General features: G+C 69.9%; 7 protein-coding genes. All 7 read right to left on the bottom strand.

All coding sequences use genetic code 11. From position 1 onward, the window contains the following. Positions 1 to 200: 200 nt before the first annotated feature. The 7 genes from WME96_RS43490 to WME96_RS43460 are packed head-to-tail and all read right to left on the bottom strand — an operon-like array spanning position 201 to position 18,007. Positions 201 to 6,572, bottom strand: a complete 6,372-nt coding sequence (locus WME96_RS43490; protein WP_437287415.1) for a toxin TcdB middle/N-terminal domain-containing protein — start codon at positions 6,570 to 6,572, stop codon at positions 201 to 203. 35 nt (positions 6,573 to 6,607) lie between these two features. Further along, on the bottom strand, positions 6,608 to 7,741 hold the full coding sequence (locus tag WME96_RS43485; protein WP_437287414.1) for a hypothetical protein: 1,134 nt from the start codon (positions 7,739 to 7,741) through the stop codon (positions 6,608 to 6,610). A gap of 13 nt (positions 7,742 to 7,754) precedes the next feature. Further along, the gene (locus WME96_RS43480) at positions 7,755 to 10,043 is read right to left on the bottom strand and encodes a hypothetical protein (RefSeq protein WP_437287413.1); all 2,289 of its coding nucleotides are present in this window, start codon (positions 10,041 to 10,043) and stop codon (positions 7,755 to 7,757) included. Positions 10,044 to 10,063: 20 nt separating this feature from the next. Further along, entirely contained in the window at positions 10,064 to 11,572 is a 1,509-nt protein-coding gene (locus WME96_RS43475; RefSeq protein WP_437287412.1) for a hypothetical protein, read from the bottom strand. 59 nt (positions 11,573 to 11,631) lie between these two features. Next, positions 11,632 to 15,414: a hypothetical protein gene (locus WME96_RS43470; RefSeq protein ID WP_437287411.1), complete on the bottom strand. Its 3,783-nt coding sequence runs from the start codon at positions 15,412 to 15,414 to the stop codon at positions 11,632 to 11,634. Positions 15,415 to 15,443: 29 nt separating this feature from the next. Beyond that, positions 15,444 to 16,820 carry a hypothetical protein gene (locus WME96_RS43465; RefSeq protein ID WP_437287410.1) on the bottom strand — a complete coding sequence of 459 codons (1,377 nt, stop codon included), beginning with the start codon at positions 16,818 to 16,820 and terminating at the stop codon, positions 15,444 to 15,446. Continuing rightward, positions 16,817 to 18,007, bottom strand: a complete 1,191-nt coding sequence (locus WME96_RS43460) for a hypothetical protein (RefSeq protein ID WP_437287409.1) — start codon at positions 18,005 to 18,007, stop codon at positions 16,817 to 16,819. Before WME96_RS43460 ends, WME96_RS43465 begins: the two co-directional genes overlap by 4 nt. Positions 18,008 to 18,022: the final 15 nt, after the last annotated feature.

Below are 18,022 nucleotides of genomic sequence, written 5' to 3'. Positions count from 1 at the left end.
ATTCGCCTCCGAGTGACCCGATCCGCCGTCGTGCTCATGCTGGCATCACCGCTCGCAATCAGGACTCGCGAGCGGCATTGACGTCGCCAGTGCCAGTACACTGGCCCCCGTCATACGAACCGCGCGACGCGGCGTGCCGGACCCAGGGCCGGGGGAGCCCCTCGGCCCCCCTGGCGACACGACCCCGGCACGCGACGCGCTCACTCGAACGGATTGGTCGAGTCGACGTCCGGCTCGGGGAGACGCTGCGCAAACGCGTAGGACAGATAACCTCGGATATTGGGATCGATACCCGCTATGGCTCGAGACAGCGCATCAAATTGATTTATCTCTCGCTGAAATATCTCAACCTCTGCGTGCTGCGCTTGAACGTGCCCGCCCAACGTGAACGTGTTCGACAGACGATTCCTGAAATTGCTATTGTCTCGAATTTCGCGCCTGAGTAGCGTGGCCGGACGATCGCCGAGCCCGAAACCGGTCAGCGTGTCGAGCAATTGATTAACCTGCCTCACGGCCTGGGCATAGTTCCCGTCCTGCGCCAGAGGCGCCAGCTCCGCATCGAGCCTCTCTCGTTCGTGGGAGCTCCACCCGGACGATGACTCGTTCGAGCGCCGGCTGCTTGAACCATGACCCCCCGAGCGATTGTTCGAGCTGCTCGAATGGTGGTTGGAACGCGACGAGCTCGAGCCGTGGTGACCCGACGACGACGAGCTCTTCTTGTTGCTGCTGCTGTTATTGCCCATGAGACCCGCTTCGTCGGTGAAGTTGACCGGATCGTGCCCCACGTACGTGTACGGATGGCACTCCATCAGGCGGTCCACGCAGAACTCCGGCCGCATGAGCGCGTACGGATCCGGCGTCGCGAAGCTCGCCAGCGTCGAGACATACTCGCGCGCGCCCATGTGCACGAGCCCCGTGTCAGGGTCACGCAGCTGCCCGGTGAAGCCAAGGACGATCTCCGTGCTGGCGAGGCCCGCGGACGCGTCCCCGACGCCCCCCGCCAGCGTCCCGAACGGCGTCGGGTCGACCGAGAAGACCACCTCGCCGCGCTCGTCGATCACGCGCCGCACGGCCCCGAGCTGATCGTCCACGAGCGCGAGCACGCGCGCCTCGTTGACGATGAGCGCGACGCGCCGCTTGTCGAGGCGCACGAGGCTCTGGCGCTCCACGCCGTCGTCGCTGGTCGTCTGCGTGGGATAGACGACCAGCGACTCCGGGACCTCGCGCTCTCCCTCGCGGCGGAGCGAGCGCTTCGAGACCCGATCGCCGGCGACTTCATAGCCGTAAACGATGGCCTTGCCGTCGACCTCGACGCGCCGGAGGCGCCCCCAGGGGTCGTACTCGGCGTGGCGGAACGGCCCGAACGCGACGAGGCGCCCGAACTCATCCACTTCGCCAGCGCTTCCCTCCGGAAGCGGCAGCCCGCCGCCCGCGGCTTCGACGCCGAACGGGCGCGCCTCCGCCCCCTCGCCCAGGGCGGCGACCTGGCCGGCCGGCGTGTACTTGTAGCTGTGGGTCACGCCTGCCACGACAGCCCCGGTCAGCTCGCCTCGGGCGCTGTACTCATACGACGCGACACCCGACGCCTCTCGCGCGGCGATGATGCGCCCGTCCGCGCGACGATCGTAGGTGACGTCCTGGAAGGCTCCGCCCGCGCACGACGCGTCGCCCGCGCACGCCTTGAGCTGCACGAGCTCCCCCGTGCTCGCGTCATAGGCGAGCTGCCGGTGAAGCTGCGTTTGCGGGATACGGTAGCTCGCGAGATCGCCGCGCGCGTTGTACGTGATGTCCGCGAGGAGCGGAGCGGCCGCGCGCCCGCCAGCGGACCACGCGATCGACGAAGGAGCCCCCGAGGGCGTGCGCGTGAAGGTGAAATCACTGCCGAACGGATCGCGGTAGGAGGCAAGCGTCCCGTCGAGGTCGTACGTGAACCGCTCTTCATACTCGCGGCGAGCGTCCTCGGCCTCGAACGTCACCCGCCGGCCCGTGACCCGACCATCGCGGTCGTACGCGAAGGCCTCATGCACGCGGTGCCCGCCCACGCGGTCCAGGATCGTCGCCTCACCGAGGCGCCCGATGAGCTCGGGGCGCTCCTCATCCCCGTCGCGACCGTCGTAGGTGAGCTCGATCTCGTCCCAGCCGTCCGGGCGCGACGACGACGACGTGAAGATGGAGATCGGGCGGTCGAGCGCGTCATGGGTCGTCGCGACGCTCTCCGAGGCCCGGAACGCCCGGTCCCAGGTGCGCTGATCGGTCACGCGCCCGCGCGCGTCACGGATCCACAGCCGCGTGAGGCCACCGGGGAGCGATGTCATCACAACGCTGCCCGTCGAGTCGTAGGCCACGCGGCGCGGCGCCTCGGAGCCCGCGAGCGCGATGGCGCGCAGACGCCCGCTCTCGTCCCGCTCGTGACGATGCACCTGCCCGAGCTCGTCGACGATCGCGTAGATCTCGTTGTCGCGCGCGACCTCGCGCCGCGTCTCGCGGCCCGCTCCCTGCCCTGCGCCGAGGTCCCGCTCGATCATCCGGCCCCAGGGTTCGATGGTGACGCGCGTCACCAGGCCCGTCGCGTCCGTGCGGATCGTCCGGCGCCCGAGCCCGTTATAGACCGAGGTCTCCCCGCGCGCCGCGCCCTGCGGCGAAGGGAAGCGCCCCGCATCGAACGCCTCGCCAACGGACATGTCGCTGGAGTACGGGAGCGCGTCGAAGATCGGATCGCCGCGGCGCCCGTGGCGGGTGAACGAGACGACGCGCGCGCCCCCCGCCTCGTGCGCCACCGCCTCGCCGGAGGCGAGGCCATCAGCGCGGAAGGCGGCCAGGCGCTCGACGCGGGTGCGCCCCGCCGCCGCGCGGTCCACGACGATGTGAACCAGCGCGGGGGATTGCGCGCCTGCGTCGCGGTAAGCATAGCGGCTCTCTGCGCCGCTGGAGTTCGCCACGCGCACGAGACGATGGCGGGCGTCGACCTCGCTCAGCACCACGTCGCCCTGCGGCGTCCGGAGGTGCGTGGGCCACATGCTCCGCGCCGGGACGACGCCCTCGGCCGCCGGGGCGAGCGCCGTCAGCGCGCAGCCCGTCGTGCCGTAGCAGTACTGCGTCGCGTGACCGAGCGCGTTCCGCGTCTCGACCACGAAGACGCCGGTCGGCTCATAGATGCTCGTGCCCAGGAGCCCCTGCGCATCCGAGCTCTCCACCACGTTGCCGAACACGTCGTAGCGGAACGCCTTCACCTCCGTGCGCGGCGCCTCCAGCGGAGCCCGCACCGCCGCGGGCAATGCGGCGAGCGCCTCCGGCTCGATGAGGACGGGCCGGGTCGCGCGGACCGGCAGTGGAAGGTCGGATCCATATTCGTAGGACGTCCTGTCCAGCACCCGCCCCGACGACCCCGAGAGCCGCGATACCTCCCGCCGCGCCGTGAGCACGCCGCGCGCCTCCCAGCCCGGGTCGTACGTGAACGTGTTCACGTGGCGCCGCGCCGGCACCTGCGTCCCGCTCGGCCCGGCGACCGCGGACGCCGACTCCTCCTGGCGGACGAGCCGGTTGTAGGTCGTGTCGTACGCGAAGGTCTGCGTCACGGTCGCCGCCTCCGCGCATGGCGCCGTGACGCACGCGGGCGGGCAGCCCGCGTCGCCGCAATGCGCGTCCCGGATGCTCGCCTGCTGCAGGAACGCCGGCGTCTTCGGCCCGGGCGCCGCCGGCACAAGGGTCCATTTCTCCTCGTGCACCGTGAGCAGCGCCTCGACCTCGTACGGCTCCTCGCTCCAGGTCTCCGCCGTCTGCGACGCCCCCTCGATGCCGCTCGGCCACGCGCCCGCGCCCGCCGCGATCCGCGCCGCCTGCGCGCCCGAGAGCCGCGGGTGGAACGACTCCTCGGTGCGCAGCTTGCCGGCGAAGAACCGCCTCACCGGCGCGGCCGCCGACGATACGTGATAAGCGCGGCGGCGAACGACGCTCGCCGAGCTGTCGTCTCCAGCGTCGAGCTCCTCGCTCTGCCCGAAGCCCGCGAAGTCGCGCTCTCGCTCGTTGAAGTACGGCGCGTGGTACTGAAGCTCGCGCGCCCGCGGCGCCTCGGCCCCCACCGCGGTCAGGTGCCGCTTCACGACCGTCACCGGATACGGAAGCGCCCGCACCCGCGCGTCGCCCCGGCCGAAGCGGCGCACGTCGCGGATCATCTCATCCGTGCTCGTCGCGTACTGCACCGCGTGCCTGAGCCCCGGGCCCTCCTCCGCCTCCGACAAGAGGTCAGGGCCGATCAGGTTCTTCACCCCATCTCGGTTGAAGTCGATGACCTTGATCCGGCCTCCGCCCGCGTTCGGCTCGTAGACGAGGATCTCCTCCGCGCCGTCGGCGTCGATGTCCAGGACCCGGGTGTTCCACTTGTTCTCCGGATCGACGGAAACCCCTTCGTCCAGCGGCATCCGCCGCTCGGCGGCGAAGCCCTTCTCCCCCTGTCCGAGCCAGACGCCGAGCTCGTTGGCCGCCGCCGTCACGTTGACCAGGTCCATGTCCCCGTCGCCGTTGACGTCGATCAGCCACATCGCGTTGATGTTCTGGCTCGCCGCGAGCCCGGGCACCGACACGAACCGGCCCTGCGCGCACACGGTATCGTTCGCGCTCGCGTCCCCGAACAGGAGCGCTCCCGCCTGGAGCTTCGCCACGGACGTCGAGCCTGAGGAATACGCCGTCACCTTGCCCTGGTTCTCGTAGACGCAGATGCCCTTCTCTCCGGCTCCGCTCGACCGGATCACCGCAAAGTCGGTCAGCCCGTCGCCGTTCGCGTCCAGGAAGCGATATGCCGGGTTGTCGAGCTCCGTCCCCGCGCCCTGACGGTACGGGAAGGTCATCCCCACCAGCGGCTTGAACGACAGCGCGCTGGCCCCCGGCTGCGTCACGTTGATGAACGCCGTCCACGTGCTGTCCGTCGACCCCGCCACCGTCGTCAAGAGATCCGCCTTGCCGTCGGCGTTCAGGTCCACCGCCTGCGTCCGGCCGCGCGCGAACCGAGGCAGCTCGACATCCACCACCGTCGAGCTCGACGCCGCCGCAAACGGCCGCGTCCGGTCCGCGCGGCCCGCGTAGTGCGCGAGCTCCGTTCGCGTCCCCGACGCGGTCGCCTGTACGAGGTCCGTTCGACCGTCGCCATCGAAGTCGCCCGAGAGAAACACGCTCGTCGCCTGCGCCGCCGCGTCGAACCGCGGAACGTCGCTCCGCGACACTCCGCCGATGGTCCGCTCCACCGTGAGCGGCGTGCCGCTGGGCGCGAACAGGCTCGCCTCCGCGAGATCGCCGCCGTTGTACGACGGCACGCTCGTCCCCTCGCGCGCCGAATACCGCACGATGTCCGCGAGGCCGTCCGAGTTGATGTCCATCAGCTCCGAGCCGCCGCTCGGACCGAAGCCGGAGACGTCCGGCACGTCCATGTCATAGACCAGCTCGTGGCCGGACAGGTCGTCGGCTCCCCACGCCGTGTACCGGAACCGGATCAGCGGCTCGGCCGGCGTCGACCGGTCGAACGGCGGTTGACTTCGTCCGAACCGAACCACGCCGAGCAGCTTGCTCTCGCTGCTGAGCGCCGCCGCCACGCGCTGCCGGTCCGGCTCGAATTCCTCGCTCGCCAGCGCCTGACAATCCGGGTGCGTCACGATCTCCGGGCCCCGCTCGCCGCGCACCGCGTGCACGAAGCACCATGTGTACATCGGCTCGCCGTCGAAGCTCGCCACGAGCTTCGTGTAGAGCTGCCCCGGCCCCTGCGGGTAGCCCATCCGATGGCTCACTCGCCCTTCGCTCCGCGGCACCGACTCCAGCGTGTACACCGAGCGTCCCCCGGCGAACCGCACGCTCCTGAGATACGAGCGCTCGCCCGCCTTCGTGTACTCGTACGACACCGCGTCGCCCGTCGGCGAGATCGCGTGCACGAGCGGCCACCGCGTCGGGAAGAACCCCGACGCCACCGGCACCCCCTCCGCGACGCTCGCGTCCTCGCTGTAGATCTCCCGTCGGCCGTCCGGATACACCACCTCGAACCCGGTGAACGCCACGCTCTCCAGCGCGCCCGACGCGCCGCGCATCGCCACGGTCCCGCCCTGCGGATACCGATAGAGCCGAACGGTCGTCTCCGCGGCGTCGAGCCGGTATTCGATCCTCGTCTTGCCGCTCACCGTCTCCTTCTTCACCCAGACCAGACGCTCGGCGCCCAGCGACAGGCGGGCCGTCACGTCCTGCGTGTCCGCCTCGCGGGCCCGATACGGCACCCCCAGGTCCGTCGTCATCTCGATCGAGGGCACGCTCAGGCTGAACCCCACGCCGAACCCTTCCGAGAGGTCGGTGGCCACCGAGCCATACGACAACGCTACACCCACCTGGGACGACGCGCGCGACGGCAAGGTGGGAAACGGCAGGGTCGTCGAGAGCTCACCGCGATCCGGGGAGACCGCGACGCCGAGCACCGGCCGCGCTCCCAGCGCGGATAGATCGCTGGGCGATGGGACCGTCGACGACGCCTGGCTCGAGAGCTCCTCCCCGGAGCTCGTCACGTCGTCCTCTGGAATGTTACCTCCGCACGCGATCAGCACGAAAGCTAATCCGCCAGACCATAGACTTCTTCGCTTCATTGCTCGTTCACTCCTTCTGATGAGTCAATCGCCAAGACCGTCTCGACGAGCGCGCGCGCGGCCCCTTCCGCGCCGATGCGCCCGTCTGCAAACTCCACCCAGAGCGGCGCGAGGGCCGCCTCCATGGCGCGCACGCTCGCCCAGGCCGCCGAGACCGCCGGCGCGCGCAGCGCGCGCTCCTGCTCCATCTGCGCGGGCGCCGGCGCCTCCACGGCGCCATCGGCCGCGCCCGGCGGCTCCGCGAGCGGCAGCTTCCCGAGCGCCGCGAAGACGCGCTTCTGCCCCTCGCCGCGGAGGTAGGCGACAACGCCGTCCGCGGCGCTCGCCTCGCGATCCTTCAGCGCCGGCGCGCGCTCCACGCCGTACGTGCGCCCCACGCTCCTGAGCGGCGGCCCCCCGCGCGAGAGCGACGGCAGCGGCGCCAGCCCGAGGCGCTCGCCGAGCGCGCGCCGGAGCTCGGGGATCCGCCACTCGCCGAGGACCGCGAACGGGACCTGCCCCTCCGCGAGCAGGCGCGCCGCGCAGTCCGACGTGCACGCGTGAGGCGAAAGGCCGTACGTGAAGCGCAGATCGCCGAGGAGCGAGAAGACCTCCTTCGCGGTCGCCTTCGCCTCTCGCGTCGGCGCAGCGGGCCAGAAGACGTCCGAGAAGAACGGGAGGAGAGGATGCGTCTCCTCGGGGAGCGCGAGGCCATACCCCACGTCCCCCTTCGCCTTCAGCGCGAGCGCCTGCGTCACGAGATCCGGAAAGCTCGCCGGCGGCTCGGCGACGCGGCTGCGGTCATACGCGAGCACCGCGTAGTCCGCGGCGAAGAGCGGCGCGACCTTGTCCGCCTCCGCCGGCTCGAAGGGGCGCAGGACGAGGTGCGCGCCCCGGGCCCCCGAGAGGCCCTCCTCGGCCGCGCGGGGCCTGTAGGTCACGCGCACGCGCACGCCCGGCTGCGCCTTCAGGTAAGGCTTCAAGAGCTCCTCGACCCGCGCCCCGAAGTCGGCGCTCACCGACTGCGCGAGCTCGAGATCGACCCCCCGGTCCACCTCGGCGCGGCGCAGCACGACGTACGCGAGCGACAGCGCAAGACACACGATCCCCACCGCCGCGGCCGCGGCGCCGATTCTCTCTCTCTTGGTCATGGTCCTTCTCGCCTTATTCGCCCGTGGGGTCCCACAGCGTCGCTGACTCGACGGTGCAGGCACCCTGCCGCAGGCCATAGGTGATCTCGTCGAACTCCGGCCTGTCGAAGATGATCTTCGCCGTCCCTCCCGACAGCCGTGAGGGGCAGCGGAGCACGTGTCCGAAGTTGACGACCGTGGAGCTCACGAAGTTGAGCTGGCCCCTGCCCGCCACCGAGAGCATGACCGACTCGCGATCGAAGTAGCCGGGAGCGCTCGTGAACGTGCTGTCGACCGCGAGGAGCCCGTCCTCGGTCCACGTCGGGCGGTCATCGTTCCACGACACCGCCATCGGGCCTGACACGCGCATCCCGACGACGAACGCCTGCACGTCGGCGCTGAGCGTCAGCGCGCGGAAGTTGGCGACCGAGCCCCCGATCCACGCCCCCCGGAGATCCACGAGGTCGTCCGCCGTGAGCCCGGGCTGGGCGAGCGACTCGATGCTATGGCCCCCGGCGACCGGCCACGAGACGATGGACACGCGCGCCCGGTCGGCCGACACCCCTTCGGTGAAGGCGCGCACGGTCGAGCTGTGGAGCGCGAGCGTGCCTCCCGAGAACACGATGCCTTTGTAGAACACCGGCGCTGTGTCGCCGCCGATGACCACGTCGCGGACCCGCAGGACGAGCCCTCGCGCAGCGCTGCCCGCCGCCTGCACGCCCACGCGCGCCAGCGGCGCCGGCGGGCCCGCGGTGCTCCCCGTGGGGGCGCGCGACACGAGCCGGAGGTGCTCGAGATCGACCGTCATATCCCCCTGCACCAGGAGGGCCGGCTGCGCGTCGGTGCACGCGGTGCTCGTGCCGAAGCCGCAGGTCGGTTGCGCCACGGTGATGGTCGAGCCCTCCGGCTCGCCGATCATGCGCACCTTGCGCATCCTCGCGGGGAGCGTCGCCGCGTCCAGGGTGAACGGCGGCCGGCTCACCGCGGCGCGCTTGCCCACGCGGACCTCCAGGGCCTCGGCGTCCACCGCGCAGTTCCGCGTCAGGGTGGCGACGGTCGTCGTCGACAGGTCCGTGCCCTCGCGGAGCGTGACCGAGCACGTGCGGTCCGGCACGAGGCACGGAAGCGAGACCAGAGGCGGCGCCGCGGCCTCGCTCTTGCCGGCGTTGTAGGCCGCGATGAGCCGCGTCAGCCACGTCCCGCCGCCGTCGGGGCCCGAGGAGAGGCCGAAGCGGCGCTCCCACGTCTCGCCCGCTGTGCAGAGGGGCAGATCCAGGACGACGCCGCCGAGCGGCGCGCGCCGGCTCGTCGTCCCGTTGAGCTCGAGGCGGTCCGTATAGCTCCTCCGCTCCGCGTCCAGGCACCCGCCGGTGCTCGGATCGAGCGCGCCGCTCTCGCACTCGAGGTAGCCGTCCCTCAGGACCTTGTGCGCCGGGATCCAGCCCGCCGCGCCGCACCGCGACACGCACACGTCGAAGAACGGCATGTCGTGCTGGATCTCTTCGTCTTCCGGGACGACGTTCGTCGACTCCCACGAGCTCGGCACGGCAAGGAGCTTCCTGAGGTCGCTGAGCGCCCTGGCGCGCCCCTCGTCGGTGAGATCGTTGTAAGGCTGCCCGTCGAGCGACTCGACGAAGAACGACGTATCCCCCTTCTTCACGAGCACCATCCACCGGAACTCCACGCTCGGCAACCAGGCCGAGTGGACCTCCCAGCCGTCGTAGGGCTCTGTCGCGCGCTCGTTCGCGCACGAGAGCTGGATCGGCGTGGCGCCCGGCTCGGGCGTCCAGCCGGGGCTCCCCAGGGGAGGGGCCGGCGCGCGCCGCGCGCGCTCGGCGATCCCGAGGTGCTTCATCAGCCCGCCGCAGCGGTTGGGGATGACGAGATAGCGCCCGGGCCCGGCCTCGTGGGGCTCGCCATCCAGCCGGTACTCGAGGCGCGACAGGCCCTGCGTCCTCGGCTCTGCATAGACGTTCGCGTCCGCGGCGATCCGGTCCGGACACGCGATCATCGGCGCCGTCGCGTCGATGACGACGTCGGTCCTCTCGGCGATCGCGCTCCGCCTCACGCCGAAGAGCTCGCGCACGGCGCGCTCGTCGAGGCACCCCTCCAGGCGGAGCAGGATCGTCGTCCCGTCCTCCTGCGGCAGCTCGGCGGCATACCGCATCTCCGAGCCCGCCGCGCCGAGCGCGCGGTAGCGGAACAGCGTCGGCCTGGCGGCGGCCGCCAGGGCGTGCTCGCTCGCCGTCACCAGCTCGCCCGCATCTCCGCACGCGCTCGCAAGGACCGGCGCGAGCGCCCACAACCACCTTCGCGTCATCATCTTGGCCTCGCCGCGTCCAGTCACGGGTGGAACTCGCTCATGCAGGTATCGACCGCCCTCGCGGTCATCGCCGTGTTGGACACGTACGACGCCGGGAGCCCCACGCCGCTGCACAGCGCGGCGGCCGTCTGCGCGCCGGAGACGACGGTCCCGGCGACGTCCGCCGCGCAGAGCGCGTTCACGTCCTTCACCGGGCGGCCGGTGGTCGCGTCGATCTGGTTGCACGCGTTCGTGAAGAACGTCCGGTTGCGATTCCGGATCTCGCAGAAGTAGATGCTGCACTGCCGCTTCATCGTGTCGTTCTCCACCGTGCTCCGGTCGGCGAGGAGCGCCATGTCGCGCTTCACGAGATCGAGCTTCTGCAGGAGGGTCATCTCGTTCGGGACCGCCGGCAGCTCGGCGCGCGCGAGCGTGTCGCGGAGCCCCTCATGGCTCCTCTGCAGCTCGACGCGGACGTCCCTGCCCTGGTACTCGTAGAGACCGCCGACCCAGCGATCGACGAAGTCGAGGATCGTCTGGCTCCGCAGCACCGCGCGCTCGTACCCCTCGTGAAGGCGCGTCACGGCCGTGGGGAGCGGCCCCGAGCAGAGCCCCGTCGTCTCGCTCCCCGGGAGGCAGAACATCGACGCCAGTCCCTGGTAGGAGCTGACGAGGAGGTCTTTCTTCTGCACGAGGCCGCCGAGCAGCGCCGCCGAGTCCCGGAGCGAGCTGTCGGCCATCTCGATCTTGCGGGCCAGCATCGCCTTGAGCGGCGGAACCGCCCTGTCGCCGGGCGGGGCGTCCTCCGTCGCGGCGCCGAAATAATCCGCGAGGATGTCGCTGGAGACGACCTCGGCCGCCGCGTCGATGGCCGCCGGCGAGGGCGACGACACGACGCCGCACGTGGCGTCGTACCCCCCGTGCAGGTAGTCCGCATAGCATTGCGCCATGCTCTCCGCGTGCCCCGTCAGGCTGAAGTCCGGGGTGTCGTAGCTCATCTCGAGCCCCTCCCACCGCACGCGCGTGAAGCTCGCCTTGGCCATGCCCCGGTGCATGCAGAACGCCTCGCGGGGAGCGAGCTTCGTGGTGAGCTCGCCCTGATACCGCTCGTCGAGCTGCGCGAGCTTGCGGCAGTGGAGCAGCCCCTCGAACAGCGCCGCCGCGTTCCTCTGCGACGGGAGCAGGCCCACGGTCGCGGCCTTCTCGAGCTCGTGGAGGCCGTGGTCGACGTCGCCGTCAGGACGGTGCGCCTCGCACACCCCGTTCAGGAAATGCACCGGCGCGCGCGGCCCCACCTTGACCTTCGGACGCCCATCCACCGTATCGATGGGATAACCCTGCCGCGGGAGCGCGTCCCACTGCGACGGATCGCATCGACCGGACCAGATCTGCGCCCGGAGGTGCGTCTTCCGCTCCTGGAGGTCGCACGACGCGAGGTCGCGCGAGCACTCGTCGCCCACCTGGGCCGCCGCCATCTTCATCCCCGGGACCGTCGCGAACACCCCCGCGACGATCAGCGGGATGTAGGACGCCCAATCCTGTCGAACCATCGCAAGACTCCTTCTGTCTTCGAAACTAGAGCTTCAGATCGCCGGCCCGCGCGCGGACGTCAGCGCACCGGCTTGCGCACGAAGATGAACCCGAGCTTCAATGACGGAGCCCCCTGGCTCAGGCAGCGCACCAGGTTCTCGTCGGCGGTGATCTCGTACGTCCCCACGAGCGGATGCCCCACGAACGGATACGCGTTCTGGATCAGGCCGTCGGTCAGGCGCCGCTCGAGCCCCTCTGCGGTGTACGGGCCGCGGCGGAAGCGGAGGTACTCGTCGTTCATGAGATCCATGTCCGAGCCCCCGTACACCGGGATCAGCGCCGTGACAGGCCGCTTGACCGTGAGGCTCGGCACGATCTCGCTGCTGTCCTTCGACACGCGCGAGAAGACGGTCCCGAACCCGAGGTGGGTCATCTGCATCTGCTGAGAGCGGCACGACGAGCTCGAGACGCCGGCCATCACGTGCACGAGGCGCATCGGCTCGCTCTCGTTCATCGTCATCTCGTCCCAGAGGACGAAGTTGCCGAGGTTCCGGCTATCCGCCTGCGAGACGGCGGAGGGCGAGATCTCGAAGCGCGCGCGTCCGTTCTCGAGGAGCTCGGACATGAGCCCGCTCGTCTTCTCCACCGTGAACTCGGCCACGCTGCCGGCCATCGTCTCGGTGCTCCAGGCGAGCGACGAAGGCCGGCAGACCTCGCTCGTACCGACCGTCCCGCAGTCGCTCAGGAACGAATCCAGCTCGGCCGCCGTCCCGATGAACGTCCTGTCGGCAGACAGGCGCCCGACGTCGCCGGCGAAGTCGCTCAGCACGTTGTAGCGGTTCCGGTACAGGTTGTAGGTGAAGTTGACGTTCTCGACGACACGGCGCTTGGCCTCGAGGAACTCGCTCGCTCCCCGCGTGAGCTCCGCCTGCATGTCCTCGAAGTCCCAGAAGAGGACCTCGGCGGCGTCGTTCACCGGCGCCATCTCGACCAGCCCCATGATGCGCGTGCGGCTCGCCAGCACCGCGTCGCGCATCTCCCGCTCGATGGCCAGGAGCTCGTGCTCGAGGTCCCTGGCCTCTTCCACCATCCGGATCTGCCGGCGGAGGTCCTCGATCTGGGTGAAGGTCGCCGCCCTCTCGTCCTCGATGACCGACGCGAGGAACGCCATCTGCCCCTCCGAGATGTTGATGGTGTTCTGCCGGATCTTCTCCCGGATGTCGTTCAGCACCTCGCGCTTCGCGTCGTAGTGCCCCTCGAGATCGTGCACCTTCCCCTGGTAATCGCTGATCCGGCTGATCTGCGCCTCGATCGACGACCTCATGGCGAGGAGGTTCTGCTTGTCCTGCTGGATCTTGCTCGCCTCGATGTCGAGCTCTCCGAGCACGAGGGTGAGCCGCTGGATCTCGATCTGCGCCTGCTCGCGCACGTTCTCCTGCTCGTCGATGTCGAAGTCGACGAGCGCCGACTCGTCCGACTTGGTCTGGAGATCGGCCACGAGCGCCGCGCGGTCGGCCCGCAGCTTCGCGACCGTCGCCGCGATCTCCCCCCGGTCGAGCCGGCACTGGATCGCGTGGATCTTCTCCTCCCCGGAGATCTCCACGACCTCCTTGTCGAGCTCCGCGAGCTGGACCGAGATCTCGGCGAGCGCCCGCTTCTTCGTCCACTCCTCGATGAGCTTGTGGATGTCGAGGGCGTTGATCTCCCTCCTGAGCTCCTCGACCCGAACGTTGAGCTCGTGCCTCTCCTGCGCGATCATCTGCTCGAACTGCAGCTCTCCGAACTGCCACTCGTAGACGTTCGCGGCCGTGTCGGCCGCGACCTTCGCCGCCGCCGCCGCCGCCTCGACGAAGCGGAACGTCTTGACGGGGAATATACCCATGATGCCGGTGTCGCCGTCCGGGATGGCCGCGAGGACGCCCGCCGTGGCCGCGAGCGCGATCGCGGTCCCCTTCAGCGCGTCGAGGCCGTTCTGCTCGGCCATCGCGCGGTCGAGCGCCCGCATGCGATCGTTGATCTGATCGATCGTCGTCTGCCACATGGCGCGCTGGTGATCGAAGATCCTGAGGTTCTGATTGTAGAGCTCCTCCGCGACCCGCTTCAGGTTCTCGTCCTTCGTGGAGCAGGTCGTGCCAGAGCCGTCGATGCACGCCCTGATCTTGTCGATCTCCTCCTTGGTCTTGGTGGAGAGCTCCTTCCGCGCCAAGCAGATCTCATCCATGAGCTCCGGCTTCGGCGTCTCGACGGGCGGCGGAGTCGCGCACGAGGCCCCGGAGATCGGGTCGGTGAACCCTTGCGCCGCCCCGCTGTAGAACGCGAGCTCGGCGTCGATCGAGCAGATCTGGTGCACGACGGGGACGCGCATCGATTGAAACACCGTCTCCTGCGAGGTCCGGAGCCGGCTCGTGATGATCTCGGAGCCCTCGATGCGCTTCTGCTCGAGCGCGATCTGCCGCCCGATCTGCGCCTTGCGGCTGCCGACGAGCTCGAGCTCCTTGTCGTCGGACGCGATACGATTCGAGATCTCATCGATCTGCAGCTCGAGGCCGTCGCGCTGCATCTCGAAGTTGAAGGCGGCGAGCGTCATGTCGATGTTGAACTGGATCTCGGCGATCTGCTCGCGCACGGCGTCCTGGTCGAGCGCGAGCAGGTCCTGCTCGCGCTGGCCCCGGAGGAGCACGATCTGATTCTCCAGCTCCTTCGTCTCGCGCTTCAAGGCCAGCTCGAGCACGCGGATCCTCTGCTCGAGCTCGAACGTCGAGATGCCGCTCTGGAGCGCGCTCAGCTTCTGCTGCACGTCGTTCTTGAGCTGCTCGGCCATGTCCTGGATCTGCGCCATCTTGTACACCTCGAGCTCGATGGCCCGAGAGTGCTTCATGTTGGCCATGTCGAACTTCTGGTTCTGGAGGTCGGTGTATTTCCGTGCCCAGACATCGAGCATGTTCTGGAGGTTCAGGTCCTGCTGCTCGATCGCCGCCTCCTGCATCCGGAGCTGCTGGCCGAGCCGCTCCACGCTGACGAGCGGAAAATCCTCGGGATCGATGTTGATGTACAGATAGCCTTTGCGGACCGAGTCGAGGCGGAGCGTCACGTCCTTCTCGATCGTGGCGAGCGTCGCGAGCTCGGCCGTGAAGAGCTCCCGATCGGGGAGCGAGCCCTTGGCCTCGAGGACAAGCCAGAACGCCTGATCGTAGTACGTGGCCGCCTTGTAGTGCTCGCTCCCCTTGTCCCCGTCCGCCGCGGCCGCGCCGCCGAGCGCCTCGCCGACCAGGTAGCTCATGTGGTCGAGCCGCGCGACGGACGCCTCGCGGTACCAGACGTCGCCGGCCGCCACGAGCAGCTTCGCCTTGAGCCCCTGGAGCTGCGCCATCGCCTTGAGGTACCGGTTGAAGGCGATGTTCTTCTGCTCCTCGCCCGTCCCCGAGCTCGCCTGCCGCGGGAGGCGCGCGATCCCTTGCTCCACGATCTCGAGCCCCCTCGTGGCCTGCGCCAGGAGCTCTGCGGGGCTCGTCAGCGTGTCGCCGGGCGCCGTGGCCCCCTTCGCGTTGAGGAGCGGCAGCCCCGTGGCGCGGAAGCGATAGACGTTCGCGCGCTGGTAAAAGCACTCGGCGTCGCACACGCGCGCCGTCATGGACTCGGGGCACGTCCCCCGCTCGCCCACGAGCGCCTCGAGCTCGCCGAAGCTGTCCTCGAGGAGCGCCATGTTCGCGCGGTACTGCGCGATCTTGAGCTCCGAGACGAGGCGGCCCACCTCCGCGCGGATCGCGATCTCGTTCGAAGGGATGCACTCGATCTCCTGCGCGCGGGCAGGCGAAGGCAGCAGGAAGAGACCAAGGGCAAATGAAGACAGCAGCCGTTTCATGGATTGCTCCAGCAAGCTTTGCCGTGGAACTAAAGGCTATTGATGTAACCGATGTACGCCTTCGAGAGCCCCGAGACCCTCTCGACGAAGGCCACCCGGGCCGGATCGCTCGCGCCCGCCGCGTCCTTGAGCGCGCCGTACGCGCGCGCCGCCTCGGTCAGACAGGCATCGACGCGTCCGGCGTACTCCGCGAAGTTCTCCGGCGTGAGCGCGTCGGGGATCGTCGCGCACACGCCCAGCTTCTCCTGGGTCGCCCAGTCGAGCCCGGGCGTCCGCGCGATCTCGCGGAGGGTCTCCGCCACGGCGCCGAGGAGCGCCGCGTGACGCTCGAGCGTGGCGCGCGCCGCCGCCACGTCGGCGTTGACCCCGGCGGCGCTGGCGTTGCTCCGGATGCGGTCGATCTCGCCGCGCTTCGCGCGGAGGCGCGAGAGGAGCGGCTGCCCCGTGGCGGGCGCCCGCTCGAGGCCGAGCGTGTCCCGCTCCACGAACTCGTAGAGCGTCGCCGTGTCCTCGACGGTCTTCTTGAGCAGGAAGATCTCGCGCGTCGGGAGCTCCACGGCCGAATCCCGGAGGGCCGCCGCGTACTGCCGCTCTTTCTCGGCGAGGCTCTGCGACGTCGCGTCGATCTCCGCCTCCACGCGCGAGCGTATCCGCTGGTCGATGCCGGCGCGGAGCATCGATTCGACCTCGGTTTTGCGCACCGCCTTGCGCATCGCGCAGAGGTTCGCCGGGATCTGCTCGGCGAAGGGCCCGTTATAGAATGTCCGGGCCTCCTCGAGGAGGTTCTCCCAGCCGGCGCGGACCGGCACGGGGAGGCCGAAGTCGGCGCCGAACCCGACGTACCGCGCGTGCTCGGTCGCGCGCTGGTACGACAGGCACTTCTCCTCGCGCGACTGCCCTTCGAGGTACGCGAGGCTATGGGCCACGAAGAGCTCCAGGTGCGCGGTGTTCGCCATCTGCAGGACCTCGTCGCTCCGGCCCGCCGGGGCGCCTTCGGGCTCGCGGTAGCTCCGGAGCGCCCCGAGGAGGAGCTCGTGGAGCGCGACGCGGCGGTGGAGCTCGCGCGCCGTGGCCGGCTCGACGCCGGCGATGGGCAGGAGACGCACGGTCGTCACGGCTCCAGTGACGTCCTCTATCGGAAGGACATCTTCCTCGATGAGGCCGCCGCCCGAGTTGCCGCCGCCCGACGCCGCCGGGCGCATCTCGCTCGAGGCGAAGGACAGGAGCGCCGTGTCGAGCGGCCGCCCTCCGGTCGCCCGGCGAAACGCCTCGTCCACGTCGACGAACGACGGCACCTCGATCGCGGGGCCGCTCGGCGTCGGGAGCGAGGCCGCGTGGGAAGCGAGCGACGCGAGCGACGCGATGGGCACGATGGCCAGGGCGACACGCCAAGAGCGCTTCTTCACGGCGTCCTCCTGCAGTACCAGGCCGGCCTCGACGCGTTGCAGTACCTCGCCATCCCTTCCTGCCAGAGCGTCTCGACGTGCGCGGCCGTCCGCGCGAGCTCGTTCCGGTTCGGCTTCGAGAGGGCGTCGTCCAGCGCGGCCCTGCCAGCGCGCTCGGGCGCCTCCATGGCTGTCCAGAAGTTCGTGCCCAGGATCAGCGATGTCGAGAGATCCCTCAGCTCGATCACCGTTCGCTCCTTGCGGCTCACGTAGTCATCCATCGACATGCCGCCGATCGCGGCGAGGATCTCCGCCTCGATGACCGCGATCTCTCCGCGCTTCTCCGGCAACAGGAGATCCGTGAAGCGGGTCGCCTTGGCGCCGATCGTGCCGAGGATCTGCGACTTCCACGTCGCGTCGTACACGAAGCTGGGGAACGACTCGTCACCTCCGACGGGCTGCGCTGCGGCCTTCACCGCATCGGCCCCGAAGAGGCCGTTGATGCGGTCGCGGATCCCGAAGAGGTATTGCCGCCCCACGTCGATCTCGGCCAGGTTGAGGCCGTAGCGCGTCTCCACGCTCGACGCCGTCGCCACGAACGCCTTCATCTGGTCGCCGAGCTGCGTCATCTTCTCGCCGAAGCGGTCGCGGAGCGCGTCTGGCCCCGACGTCGCGTAGAAGAGCCCCCGCAGGCGCTCCACCGCGTACCGCCGGCCGTAGCGCTCCAGGCTGGCCGGCGTGTGCGACGACTCCTCGCACCCCTTCACCGTGTCGAGGGCCGCCATCATCTTGGTGGCGTGGTACGTGTACTTCATGTCGTCGGACGTGCCGAACGAGTGCTGCTCGCGGTAGAGCCCCTGCTGCTCGGTCAGGAACGCCTCGAGGAGCGCGCTGGCGCGGACCGCGGCGTGGCAGCGGAGGCTGTCCGCGCCCGTCCGGTTCGACAGCCCGAAGTAGGCCGTCCCGAGGAAGTAACGCTCTTGCGGCGTGAGCCCGAGGCTCTCCACCTCGATGAGGTCGACGATCTCCTGGTAGCTCCCGCGCGCGGCGAGCGTCTCGTAACAGAGGCGCTTGTTCTGCGTGAACGCAGGCCCTTCCGACGCCGCCGCCCTGCACGCGGGGGGCGGCGCCACGTCCGCGTGCGCGGCGCCGGCCGCGCCGACGACGCAGGCGGCGCTGGCGACGATGCTCAGATAACGGATCTTCATGGTGTCACTCCCGTC

The sequence above is a fragment of the Sorangium sp. So ce406 genome, assembly GCF_051474675.1.
Classification (GTDB): Bacteria; Myxococcota_A; Polyangia; order Polyangiales; family Polyangiaceae; genus Sorangium; species Sorangium cellulosum_G.
The sequence above is the reverse complement of the archived record's forward strand: the minus strand, read 5'-3'. Positions and strand labels throughout refer to the sequence as shown.